The organism is Dissulfurispira sp. (assembly GCF_036745535.1).
Classification (GTDB): Bacteria; Nitrospirota; Thermodesulfovibrionia; order Thermodesulfovibrionales; family Dissulfurispiraceae; genus Dissulfurispira.
Window position 1 is genome coordinate 1 of record NZ_DAIOFX010000055.1, and the last position, 11978, is coordinate 11978.

12 protein-coding genes are annotated in these 11978 nt (G+C 44.6%); 2 read left to right on the top strand and 10 right to left on the bottom strand.

Translation table 11 applies throughout. The features are described from left to right. Nucleotides 1-268 precede the first annotated feature (268 nt). Nucleotides 269-799 carry a Uma2 family endonuclease gene (locus V7L97_RS09210; RefSeq protein WP_333655283.1) on the bottom strand — a complete coding sequence of 177 codons (531 nt, stop codon included), beginning with the start codon at nucleotides 797-799 and terminating at the stop codon, nucleotides 269-271. Between the two features lie 126 nt (nucleotides 800-925). Here V7L97_RS09210 and V7L97_RS09215 point away from each other — a divergent pair, with 126 nt between their 5' ends. Next, complete coding sequence (locus V7L97_RS09215) at nucleotides 926-1444, top strand: lytic transglycosylase domain-containing protein (RefSeq protein ID WP_333655286.1); 519 nt, start codon at nucleotides 926-928, stop codon at nucleotides 1442-1444. Further along, a complete protein-coding gene (locus V7L97_RS09220) occupies nucleotides 1441-2553 on the top strand; it encodes a tetratricopeptide repeat protein (protein WP_333655287.1) in 1113 nt (370 codons plus the stop codon). Before V7L97_RS09215 ends, V7L97_RS09220 begins: the two co-directional genes overlap by 4 nt. A 74-nt stretch (nucleotides 2554-2627) precedes the next feature. Here V7L97_RS09220 and V7L97_RS09225 read toward each other — a convergent pair whose 3' ends face one another. The 9 genes from V7L97_RS09225 to V7L97_RS09265 all read right to left on the bottom strand — a co-directional run bounded on the left by V7L97_RS09225 (nucleotide 2628) and on the right by V7L97_RS09265 (nucleotide 11920). Then, a complete protein-coding gene (locus tag V7L97_RS09225; protein WP_333655290.1) occupies nucleotides 2628-3851 on the bottom strand; it encodes an AAA family ATPase in 1224 nt (407 codons plus the stop codon). Beyond that, a complete protein-coding gene (locus V7L97_RS09230; RefSeq protein ID WP_333655292.1) occupies nucleotides 3851-5071 on the bottom strand; it encodes a type II secretion system F family protein in 1221 nt (406 codons plus the stop codon). The genes V7L97_RS09225 and V7L97_RS09230 overlap by 1 nt, the downstream gene beginning before the upstream one ends. Continuing rightward, a complete protein-coding gene (locus V7L97_RS09235; RefSeq protein ID WP_333655294.1) occupies nucleotides 5068-6714 on the bottom strand; it encodes a GspE/PulE family protein in 1647 nt (548 codons plus the stop codon). The genes V7L97_RS09230 and V7L97_RS09235 overlap by 4 nt, the downstream gene beginning before the upstream one ends. 100 nt (nucleotides 6715-6814) lie before the next feature. Beyond that, entirely contained in the window at nucleotides 6815-8416 is a 1602-nt protein-coding gene (gene mshL, locus V7L97_RS09240) for a pilus (MSHA type) biogenesis protein MshL (RefSeq protein WP_333655297.1), read from the bottom strand. Continuing rightward, nucleotides 8398-8847, bottom strand: coding sequence for a hypothetical protein (locus tag V7L97_RS09245; protein ID WP_333655299.1), 450 nt, complete (start codon nucleotides 8845-8847; stop codon nucleotides 8398-8400). The genes mshL and V7L97_RS09245 overlap by 19 nt, the downstream gene beginning before the upstream one ends. Before the next feature lie 3 nt (nucleotides 8848-8850). Then, nucleotides 8851-9246: a hypothetical protein gene (locus tag V7L97_RS09250; protein WP_333655300.1), complete on the bottom strand. Its 396-nt coding sequence runs from the start codon at nucleotides 9244-9246 to the stop codon at nucleotides 8851-8853. Nucleotides 9247-9452: 206 nt separating this feature from the next. Continuing rightward, complete coding sequence (locus V7L97_RS09255) at nucleotides 9453-10817, bottom strand: hypothetical protein (RefSeq protein WP_333655302.1); 1365 nt, start codon at nucleotides 10815-10817, stop codon at nucleotides 9453-9455. An 80-nt stretch (nucleotides 10818-10897) separates the two neighbouring features. Next, the gene (locus V7L97_RS09260) at nucleotides 10898-11326 is read right to left on the bottom strand and encodes a hypothetical protein (RefSeq protein ID WP_333655303.1); all 429 of its coding nucleotides are present in this window, start codon (nucleotides 11324-11326) and stop codon (nucleotides 10898-10900) included. A 198-nt stretch (nucleotides 11327-11524) separates the two neighbouring features. Continuing rightward, nucleotides 11525-11920, bottom strand: a complete 396-nt coding sequence (locus V7L97_RS09265) for a Spy/CpxP family protein refolding chaperone (RefSeq protein ID WP_333655306.1) — start codon at nucleotides 11918-11920, stop codon at nucleotides 11525-11527. Between the last annotated feature and the right edge of the window lie 58 nt (nucleotides 11921-11978).

The window sequence follows — 11978 nt, forward strand, 5'->3', positions numbered from 1 at the left end:
AAGAGTAAAACCTTCTTTGCGAGTGATAAGTGATAAGTGATGAGTGGTGAGTGGTGAGTTCTTTGATTTCACTTCTACCTGCTTTACTGCTGTTCTTTCTACCATTTTGACCTCCAAGTTTTTTTATTTTTGACTCCAATACGGAGCCCGGTTGCGCCACTAAGCATTGCCATAACCACCATGGCGCCCATATAGGCAGATTATGACTTAACGCTTCCATCTTTTAACTTTTAAATCGTGAATCAGCGCTAAAACTTTAAATTGCTGTTTAAACTAATTCCTTCAATCTTACAAAAACGCCATCTATCAATTCGAATTCATCGTCAAAGCTGTAATAACCAGCCTCTTTCTTGCCATGCTGAAAGGCAGTGACGGTTTCTGTGAACGGGTCGACAAGCACAATTCTTCCTACGCCTATCGAGAGATAATCTTTGACCTTATCGTTTGTTTCAGTTACCGTATTATAATCGGAAAGGATTTCTATTATCAGATCAGGGGCAACCTCAAGCATGCCCTCTGGCTCTACAGGGGATGTCTCCTTGCTTATATATACAACATCTGCTGCCCTGAGTCTGAATGGTGATTTATTTATCACAACACCAACTTCCCCTACTGAAACATACCCCTTATCTTTAAAATTTTTTCTTAAAATCTCATAAAACAGTCCTTCAAACTTTCCATGTCTAAATCCTGTTGGTGTCATATCCCGCCTCTCACCGTCTATTATTTCATAATTCCCCTCTGGCAGCAAGTTTATGTCCTCGTATGTAAATATCTTTTTTTCTAACAGCGTGGTCATAGCTTCACCCCTGAAAATCCTTTCGATCTTTGCTTGAATGTTAACATCATTTTCTTGATTTGTCAACAGTTTTATAGTTATACTTAACCTATGATTGGGTCATGGGTCATGGGTCAGAGGTCATGGGTGTCTATCTTCTTGCTATTCACTATTCACTGTTCACTATTAACTGATGCAGACGCCTTCTGTTTTGAAGATGCAGGGAAAGCATACGGCATAAATCCCTCCCTTCTTAAGAGCATTGCCCATATCGAGTCAGGTCTCAATCCAAAGGCTATGAATAAGAACCAAAATGGCTCTATAGACATCGGGCTTATGCAGATAAATTCCTTCTGGATCAAAACCCTCGGGCTGGACTCAGGCAAACTCATTTCAGAGCCGTGTTACAACACAATGATTGGGGCAAAGGTGCTAAAACAGTGCATCGACAGGTATGGATATACTTGGGAAGCTGTGGGCTGTTATAATGCAACGAGCACACCAAAGAGGGTAAAGTATTCATGGAAGATATTCAATAGCCTCAAGGCTGAAGGCTCAAGGCTAAAGGCCGAGGGCAGCGGTCAGCAGTCAGCAGTCAGCAGCCAGAATAAACCAAACTCGGAACTCTATTTCATCGTGAGAGATAAAACAATGGAGGCACAGTGAGTCTTCTTGCAGATCTGTTGTCAAAGGTCAAATACAAATCCGCCTCTGTGGGAGAAGGACGCAAGACCGACGCACCTCCTGACTTAAAACAGGTTGTATCAAGCTCTGCTGAAAAAGAGGCAACAAAGAAAAGGATCCTGATACTTTCCGTTCTTGTACTCCTTGCAATAGTAGCCGGGGTCGGCACTGTTTATTTGATGGAGTTATATATAAAGCCGTCTGCAAAAAAACAGATAGCAAAAACAACACCACCCGCACAAATTGAAACCAGACCTGCTCTGCCAGAAGTAGAATCTCCAAAACCTCAAGCGCCAGCAACAAAACCCGAGCCATCTGAAACAAAGCCAACGGCTGCCAAACCCAGGCCGGCAAAAGAGCTCCCCAAACAAAAACCCGAACAAAAGAAAACGCCTGAGCCTAAAACAGAGGAAAAGAAAATAACGGAAAAACAGAGGCCTGAGCCAAAAGCCGAACCAAAAGCTGAAAATTTTCAGAAAGATGCAGAAAAAAAGCCGGCTATAGCCCAGGAGCCACAACCAAAACCGCAGGACTCCCAAGAAGATGTGTACCTGTATACAGCAAGGACTTATGAGTCTAAAAAAGATTATCATCAGGCTCTTTTGAATTATAAGAAGGCGATAGAGCTCGATCCAGGCAACTACATCATAATGAACAATATCTCCAGCGTGCTGATCCATCTCGGCTCATTTGAAGAGTCCATTAAATATGCAAAAAATGTCCTCGCCATAAAAAAGGACTATGTCCCTTCTTTGATTAACATCGGGATTGCGTATATACGCCTCAATAATCCTGCAGAGGGGGAGGCATACCTCTCAAAGGCGCTATCCATAGAGCCTTCAAACAGCTACGCCCTCTTAAACCTCGGGCTTTTATACGAAAAGCGCGGCGACAATGACAGGGCCTATGGTTATTTCTCTAAACTCTCTGAAATGGGCAACATTCAAGGTCATTTAGGCATTGCACGCATTGCAGAAAAGCAGGGAAGAAGCTCCGATGCTGTCAGGATTTATAGAGAGATATTGTCGATGAGTAATATCGATCCCGGGACAAGAAAACTGGTAAATGACAGGCTGCTGCAACTACAGTAAATGAGTGAATGAGTATATGGGTATATGGGTATATGAGGTTTTTTACCCATTCACTCATTTACCCACTTGCTCATTTACTCATTTACTATTCTCACTGTCTTGTCCGCTATCCAGCCCTCTTTGCCATCGTGCATCTTTACTTTATACCACTTCATGCCGGTAGTTTCTGTAAACTCGTCTATTATCTCAAGGGCGGTCTCCTTAGAAACACTTTTAATCCTTTCAGAATCCAGTGAGGGTTTTGCCCTCACATTGGCAGCATCTACAGCGACCACAGCAGTCTTCGGTAATTTTTTATGTTCTATGAACGGCGCTGCGGACTCGGAGGCAATTAAGGGGACAGTCCCTTTTTCTGAGAGGGACTGTCCCCTTTGATCCTGTTCTTTCACTCTATTCATTACAATTAGTGCAGCAACAATCAGGCAGACCATCAGGGAATAGACAATGATACGTGGAAATGTGACGATACGTCTTGTTGTTTTTATGAAGCTGTCAGAGACATGCTTTACGGCATACATAACATGCCTCTTCCTTACATATCTGCTCATATCGAGGTATGCTGCCATCATTGCCCGGGAGGATACAAGATTAATCAATCTCGGAATCCCTTTCGATAATTTATGTATGAGCTTCTTTGTCTTTTCCTCAAATATGACAGTCCCCTTCCCTGCCTTTACCAGTCTGTAATTGATATAGTCCGATGTCTCATTCATTGTTAATGGTCTCAAAGTGGCCCTTACCGTTATCCTCTGGTTTAATTGTTTGAAACTGTCCGAAAGCAGCCTGCCTCTTAATTCAGGCTGTCCTATCAGGACTATCTGGAGGAGTTTTTCCTTTTCTGTTTCGAGATTGGATAAGAGCCTCAATTCCTCAAGGGTCTCGTCAGGCAGGTTCTGGGCCTCGTCAACGATAATAATAACCCTCCTTCCGATCATTGAGTTCTCGATGAGGAAATCCCTGAATGCCTTGATAATCTCGTTTTTGTTCGTGTTCTTGACCTTTACATTCAGGTCTTCCAGTACCGTAAGCAGAAACTCCTCTGGAGACAACCGGGGCGTGAGCACTAATGCAATGCCTGCCCTGTCCTTCCATTTTTCTGTGTTCAGGAAGGTATTCAGCAGGGTGGTCTTGCCAGTGCCTGGATCCCCTACGCACATGAAAAAACCCTCTTTCTGCTCTACAATGTAATTGAACGACGACAATGCCTCGTTATGGCTTTCGGAGGGATAAAAGTAATATGGGTCCGGAGTCAGCCTGAAGGGGTCTTCTTTTAAATCGAAAAAATCAAGATAATCCATTACCTCGCCCTTCCGAACTGCGTAATAAGGTCGTAAAGCGGGAACATAAGACCCACGATAATTATCGCAAACAGGATGCCTACAACTGCAATAACAATAGGCTCTATCATCTTTCCCATCTTCTCGGATATGTCATCGAGCTTCTTAAGGTAATGGTCCGAAAGGAAGGCAAACTGTTCGTCCAGATTACCGCTCGTCTCCCCGATATCCACCATCCTTACTACCAATGGAGGAAACACAGGATGTTCCCTGAGTGCATCGGATATCCTGCTCCCTGACGATATACTGTCCTTCGATGAAATGATAGCCCTTTTAAAGACCTCGCTTCCCATGACATCCGCGATTATATCGAATGACCTGTCGATGGTGAGTCCTGCCACTATCAATATCCTCAACTGCTCCGAGAAAAGGGCAAGGAGCTTGTTGTAAACCACCAGCTTCACTATCGGCAGTTTTATCTTTATTGCATCCACATAATACCTTGTGATCTCCTTCTGTTTTAAACCCTGTACAACAAAGAAGAAAGCCACAGGCAGAAGGGGTATGAGATACCAGTATGCCTTTGTAAAATCACTCATATGCAGCAATATCCTTGTTATGAGGGGAAGCTTCACGCCCATCTCCTTTAATGTGGTCATTATCTTCGGAAGGACATATGCAAGCCAGAAGATCAAGGCGCCCATGGTCGTAACGATCGCAAAGGCAGGATAGATAAGCGCCCTTTTGATCGCAGCGGCAAGATCTTCCATTCTCTGGAGGTGGCTTGCAACATCGGCCAGACTCCTTTCGAGGTGGCCTGTTTCCTCTCCAACCTTTATCAGTCTTACAAAGACATCCGGGAAAACGCTTTTATGTAATTCAACGGCATCGGAAAACCTCATTCCCATCTCTGTCTGGCGCTTTATATCTGCTATGGTTGTTTTAAGATATTTATTTTCTGTTGTGGCGGTTATGTCCCCCAGTGCTGCAAGGAGTGGCACGCCGGCCCTGAGCATGACAGAGAGGTTGTTCGCAAATTCTATAACATCCCTCCGTTTTATCTTACGTGCCATGAATGCCTTTTTAAGATGCACAATGGCGGCGTTTGCCTTTTTTACGCTCAATATATAGAGTCCCTTTGACGATAGATCTCCATAAACAGAGCCTATGTCCTCCCCCTCTGTAACGCCCTTTACCATTGCACCATCGGTATCTATAGCCTTATAGGAGTAATAGTTCATCCTGCCACTCTCAATACTTCGTCCAGCGTTGTAATCCCTGCGGCAGCCTTTCTGACAGCATCGTCCTTGAGCGGCCTCATCCCTTTCCTGACTGCCGCAGCCTTTAATGCAGTTACAGGCGCAGCAGAATATATCAGATCCCTCAATTCATCATCGATTATCAATATCTCGCCGATGACAGTCCTTCCGGAATACCCTGTGCCATTGCATTTAGGACAGCCTTTCCCTTTGAATGCGGTGGTTAAAGATACGCCGTATTCCTTAAATGCCGAAATCTCATAATCATCCAGGCTGTACTCAGCTTTGCAGTAATGGCATATTCTTCTTACAAGCCTCTGCGCCATTATGGCGAGGAGGGATGAGGACATCAGGAACCTGTCCACATTCAGGTCTATAAGCCTCGGGATTGCGGTTACTGCGTCATTGGTGTGCAGTGTTGAGAGGACAAGATGTCCTGTTATGGATGCCCTTATTGCAATCTTTGCGGTCTCTTCATCCCTTATTTCGCCAAGGAGCATTACATCGGGGTCCTGCCTCATGAAGCTCCTGCCTGCAAGGGCAAAGTCATAGCCGACCTTTTCGTTCACCTGCGTCTGCTTAATCAGGCTGAGCTTGTATTCCACAGGGTCTTCTACAGTAAGGACATTCCTTTCGAGGAGGTCTATCTCCCTTAAGGCCGCATAAAGTGTTGTGGTTTTACCGCTCCCTGTAGGGCCTGTAATCAGGATTATGCCGTATGGCTTGTGGAAAAGGGTCTTTATTTTCTTCGTATTCTCCTCATCGAATCCCAATTGCTCTATCCTCAAAAGCGGGCCTGTGCCCGCAAGCACCCTCATCACGATATTTTCTCCGTATATGGTGGGGACTGTCGATACGCGGATATCGTAGCCTTTATTTAAGAATGTGAAGGTGAATGAGCCGTCCTGCGGCAGCCTCTGTTCCGCTATATCGAGCTGCGACAATATCTTGATCCTCGATGCAATGCCGCTGTGCGCAACCCTTGGAATGCCGTGTCCGTGCTGAAGCACGCCGTCTATCCTGTAGAACACATTGACAATATCCGCTGTGGGATTGATGTGGATGTCTGTGGCATTCCTCCTGATCCCGTCCATGATTATCAGGTTTGCGAGGCTTGTTACAGCAGCGCCCGATGCGGTCTCGGTTGCCTTTATTTCGTTCACAATGCCATCAATCTGGTGCTGGATCGGATTTTCTAAAAAAAAGTATGCCTTCTCAACGGCATCCCGGAAACTGTCGGCATCGACCATATACACCTTAGGCTGGCTCTTCGTCATCCTCGTGACTGTATCCACAGCAAGTATATTGCTCGGGTTTGTGATGCCTATGCTCAGCCTGCCGTTTTCAGCATCTATTGGTATAAACCCCGTCTTTTCTGCAATGTCCTTTGGAATTACCTTCAGGGCGTCTTCAGAAATAACATGCTCGCCGAGGTCTATAAATTCTATTCCTGACTGCTCCGATAGTATCTGTCCCAGCTCCTTCGAGGATACGAAACCCAGTTTTACAAGGGTGTCGCCGAGAAGGTCTCCTGTTACTTTTTGCTGCATCAAGGCAACATGAAGCTGCCTGTCATTGATGAACCCCCGTGCCCTCAATAAATCGCCGATCCTTATTGTTGCCATAATCCTCAAAAAAAAATAGTTCAAATTGTTTAAATCGTTTAAGCCGTTCAATATTGAACTATTTGAACAGCTTGAACAATGTTGAACTGTTCTTTATAGTTTATCGAGATACCAGTACCGGCTGTAAAACCACAACCAGTTCCGATCTCGATTCTGCCTTGTCCCGGCTTTTGAAGAGGCCTCCAAGCACAGGCACATCGCCCAATCCAGGAACCTTATTGTCCTGAAGATTTTCTTTCTTTGAAATCAAGCCTCCGATTATAATCATCTGGCCATCCCTCACCTTCACTGTAGTGCTGAGCTCCCTCAGGTCAACAGTAGGCAGGGAAATCTGTGTCTGGCTGGTTCCTGTGCCCACGGTCTTTTCCTGGAGCTGGATCAGGTCCGATATTATCGGTGTTATGGTCAGCGATATCTCGCCGTTTTCGTTTATATAAGGGACTATGCCGATAATAATACCGGAAAGTATATTGCTTGTCTGCACAGTGAATGTTGTGGTTGGCATTGCACCTGCAACAGTGGTTGTCGTTGCTTCGACCTTTGAAATAAAGCTGACATTCCTGCCGACGCTCAAAAGGGCTGTCTGTCCGTTCATTATATTCACCCTCGGATTGGACAGTGTCCTCACCTCTCCCTGCGATTGCAGCGCCTTTAAAAGTGTGCTGAAACTCGCTCCACGCGTAATTCCCATGCTTATGTAAGGGCTTGCTGAAGGGAACACGTTCGAGAAACCCGGAGTTGTAATATTAATCTGCCCATCGCCCAATGTCTGGTTCACAAAAGCCCAGTCAACTCCGTATTTCAGACCTTCCGATAATTGCACTTCTATGATCTTTGCCTCAACCAGAACCTGCCTGCTGATTACTTTTTTAATGGTGTTAAGGAATTGTTCAACCCTCTCTATGTTCCTCTTTGAGGCTGTTACAAATATTGTCCCTGTCAGCCTGTTAATGGTAAAACTCTGCTGTATTGCAGCGGGCTGGCCCGGGGCTGCGGCTGCAGTTGTCCCGAGTATGCTCGAAATGGATTTTTCTATGGCATCCCAGAAATTGAAGGCAGTAGAGTCGCTTTTTGAGGTCTGCGTTATATTCCCCTTTATTGTTGTGGTCCCGCCTGCTGTCGTTCCTCCTCCTGTTAACGAGCCTGTAGCTCCTCCCAGTATGTCGCCGCCCACATCGACACTATATGTCTGAACAATGGCAGGATGTCCAAGCTCGAATATCCTTGTATCCACTGCCTTTACAAGAAGCATATTGTCTTTGACGACATAAAAATAATCCACGGATGTGAAAATGGTATTCAATGCATCTTCGGCACTCACATTTTTCAGAGTGAGTGTTACAGGCGTTTCTGCTGCAACTCCTTTTTCCATGACAAGATTCAATCCCGTTGCCTCTGCAATCACATGCAGGGCATCCCTCAGCGGCGTATTCCTTGCAACTATGTCCACTATCCTCGTTTTCACAGGCGAGATATCTTCTGTCACAGGGATAAATTCCGGTATCTTGGGCTCAGACGGGGCAGGTCTTTCGGGTTTTATCTCCCTGACCTCTTCTGGAATGCGGATTTCCCTTTTTATGTCTGTGGAAGAACAGGAGATGATAAACAGAGCACATAACACAATCCACAATCTATAATTTAAACCGTTTGAACAGTTTGAACTGTTTGAACCGTTTAAACCATCTATTCTATCCTTATCCACCTTTCCCCCTTCTTATCTTTTATTAATACCCTGTTTTTTTCTATTTTTGCAACTCTATTCTGATTGAATACATCTCCCTCCTTTACAACCACGCCGTTTATTATTGCCATCTTCCTTCCGCCATCGATGAGGATAAAAGAGACCTTCATTTCTACCTCGGGCTCTATAGGCGCCACCTTCTCAAGGGGTACCTGCGGATAAGCAACCTTTGGAGAAACCGCTTCCACACGAATAGGGCTGTCAATGGCAGGAACCGCAAGCGGCTGGCGCCGGATTATCTGGGCCTTCTGGTAGGAGAAGTCTGCAAGTCCCTGTTCCGCCGGAGAGAGAGAAGGCTTGAATTTAATATGTGACAGGGCTATTATGCAGAAAAAAGTTGCAACAACCGGCGATACCAGCACAATTATCTGTTTATTATCGATCCTGTCCATGTTTTATTGCCTGCCTTCTGCTGTCTTCAATGTCTTTAATGCCCCTTTTATCTCATACGAAACAGATGCCCTGTCCTGAGACTGCACCATGGATATGCCGCCGATGTAGAAGAACGGAAAACCCATTGATTGGAGATACCCTATGTCATTTATAAACGAGGCATAATCTTTTCCTGCTGCCTTCCTGCTTATTGAAGACTTTATGGTCACAGGCAGGCTCACCTCGTCGTCCTTATACTCCATGTTGGTCACCACGATTTCGGCATTCTTCATCCTGAATTTCAGTTCATCAAGACCTATAAAAATATGCTCCTCAGGCGTCCTCGATGCAAAATCCGAAGGGACAATCGCCTTCAAATCCGCTATTGTTTTTTCCATATCAACCTGTGCATCCTTCATACTAACAAGATTCATCCTGGCCGTCTGTAATTTTTTCTGCGTATTGGAAAGGGAATCACTGTATCGCTTTGAGATAATAACTCCTGCCAGGACCATCAAGAACAACATCCCCGAGATTATGTAGTAGGAAAGGGATCTCCTCAATCTGCCTCCACTTTATTCTATAAAAATTGTTCAAGAAGTTCAAACCGTTCAAATGATTTGAACTATCTATATTTTAATTCTATTTGAAAACCCTTATCCTTAATATCTATCTTATCGGATACTATCTCCATCCCTTCTGCCTTTTTTATTGCCTTAACGAGATTCTGGTAAGCCTGCTGCATGGCAGTGAAGTTTGCTGCCGCAACACTGCCCTTTAATTTTATGCGCACCATGTTCCCCTCGGGGTTGATATCGATAGAGCCTATGTTTACGCCCTTCCCATGGAGTTCTTTTATCGAAGACAGGGCAACCAATGCCTTCTGGATGTCCGGAGAAGAATTCATCGCATTCATAAAATTTATTAAAGGCATAACCTTATCAAGCTCTTTTTTCTTGTTCTCATAACCAATGCGGATGGGCTCCATCCCCCTCATCTCTGCCCGTAATGACGTGATCTTTCTCTTCATATCAGCCGTCTCTGACAGTTTCATTTTCAGATAAACCATGCCTATGACCGAGAGAATCAGAAATAGTGCTGTGTAATATGCGAGAATCGTCTTCTGTCTGCAAATACTCCTATAACTTTCGGGAAGGAGATTGCCGTCTTCCATCCCCTTGATATTCAACATGGCTGACATGGGGATGATAAAATCTGTGATCGTCTCTCTTGGTGCAATGATATTGGAAGGAGGTTTCATACATAAGACAGGCAGCAGCAAGTTCATTGTCGTTTCATATTTACTGCAAGCAGTGCCTATGAGAATCGCCTGTGATGGCGTTAATCTCAGTGTCTGCCTGCAGTAGTTTACTGTCATGTTGATGCTCTGGACATCTATGTCATGCAAGCCGCTCTCAAATGACTGTGCAGCTCTCATAAAATAGAGCTTCCCATCCTTCATTAAAAGCAGTATCTTGCTGGACTCTGATTCTGCCACGCACAATATCGGCTCATCGGTAATGCCATAGGAGAAGCTCACTAATTGCGCAATCGTAAAGGCAGCAGGGTATATAGCTGAAATCTTTTTGCCGTATTTATCAAACCTGTCGATTATCCGGGAAAGGTCATGATTATTTACGGCAAAGACAAATGTTTCATGCATTTTTCTCCCTTCGTGTATCCTCTCTCCGAGGATAACATAAAAGAATGAGCAATCCTTGAACTCAGGAGCTTTCCTTCTTATCTCGGCCTCGACAATATTCTTAAAAAACCTCCCTTTTACAGGTGGCAGAAGCAATATGTCCTGATAAAATGATTTGAAATCGCAGACTATGGTGAAATGGCGGGCCTTTTCCTTTTTTAGAAACTCATCGAATTCTTCATCCCTCAGAACAAGGGTTTTTTTAATGATTAGATTGCCACGCCTTAAAGATGCATATACGATCTTGATTACTTCATTTTCGAAACTGACCGCTATCTGTCTTGCCAAGCACCCTCCGTTATAGCGTTACAGTGTTTATTGTGTTTAAATTTTTAACGTCGTAACGCTCAACGCCTTACGCTATTATATCACAGCAGACGTCTGTCATGCATTCTGTGTCCTCCCCTCCATAACGGCTTGCAATACGAATCCCTCAAAACTGTTACGCTTCCGGTTTCAGTATCCCTTATCTGTCTGGCAATAACATACAGGTTACCGTCTCTTCCAAAGTACCTGGAGCCTGTAACCTCCAGCGCAGTGCCTATGCTAAAGGTTATGGCGTTTCTCGACAAATACCACCTGGGGGCTGTAACCACATTATATGTCTTGGTTCCTGTTTTCAGTTTCAGGATAACAGGCCCCCTCATGCCGTGCATTATTTCTATTACTGTCCCTCTGATTGTTATTTCAGTGTTCTCATCGTATCCCTCTGTAATTTCCGTCTCGGCATGGGAAAACGAAACTATAGAAAGCAGGAAACAAACGGCAAATATTTTTATTTTCAAAACTACTCTCATAAAATCATAATATCTGCAAGGTGAGGTTGACTTGAAGCAAAATTTCTGGGTTCTCCAAGGGGCAAAGTAACGACTGCCCCTTACCTTTGCACTGTAAAGATCATTATATTCTGTTTTACTACTCATTTGGCACCAACGACTAATTAATTTTGCGAAAGTCAGGCCTCTCCTTGCAGATATTTTTGTTGTTACTCCTTCTTACATTCCCATTCTGCCCATTCCCATCATTCCTTTGCCTTTGCCGCCTTTGCAAGAGCCAGGGCCAAAACCTGTAATACCAGTTTCTGTTGCCTTTTTCTGGATCTCTGTCCTGACATCGACCATCTCCTTCTGCTTTGCTGCTATTGCATTCCAGTCAGGGGTTGTCTGTGTCCTTAGCGCCATGAGTTCGGTTTTTAACTGAAGCATCTTCTGGCGAAGGGGCAGTATATCTTTCTGGAACTGGGCAAACTTCTGCGCCTGTTCAGGCGTAAGATTGCTGGCCATCATGCCATAGCCCTTACCCATTCCATATTCTGGGCCGAATGCCATTGCACCTGTAACAAGGGTGGCCACAAAAAAAACTGCCAATCCTAAGCTTATTGCCTTTTTCATCGTCTTCACCTCCTTTCCCATCCGCAGTTTTTTCAAGAGGGGACTGTCCCAGATTTAC

Coding starts and splice junctions, on each gene's coding strand:
- V7L97_RS09210 (WP_333655283.1), bottom strand. CDS start 799: ATGACCACGCTGTTAGAAAAAAAGATATTTACATACGAGGACATAAAC.
- V7L97_RS09225 (WP_333655290.1), bottom strand. CDS start 3,851: ATGGATTATCTTGATTTTTTCGATTTAAAAGAAGACCCCTTCAGGCTG.
- V7L97_RS09230 (WP_333655292.1), bottom strand. CDS start 5,071: ATGAACTATTACTCCTATAAGGCTATAGATACCGATGGTGCAATGGTA.
- V7L97_RS09235 (WP_333655294.1), bottom strand. CDS start 6,714: ATGGCAACAATAAGGATCGGCGATTTATTGAGGGCACGGGGGTTCATC.
- V7L97_RS09245 (WP_333655299.1), bottom strand. CDS start 8,847: ATGGACAGGATCGATAATAAACAGATAATTGTGCTGGTATCGCCGGTT.
- V7L97_RS09250 (WP_333655300.1), bottom strand. CDS start 9,246: ATGAAGGATGCACAGGTTGATATGGAAAAAACAATAGCGGATTTGAAG.
- V7L97_RS09260 (WP_333655303.1), bottom strand. CDS start 11,326: ATGAGAGTAGTTTTGAAAATAAAAATATTTGCCGTTTGTTTCCTGCTT.
- V7L97_RS09265 (WP_333655306.1), bottom strand. CDS start 11,920: ATGAAAAAGGCAATAAGCTTAGGATTGGCAGTTTTTTTTGTGGCCACC.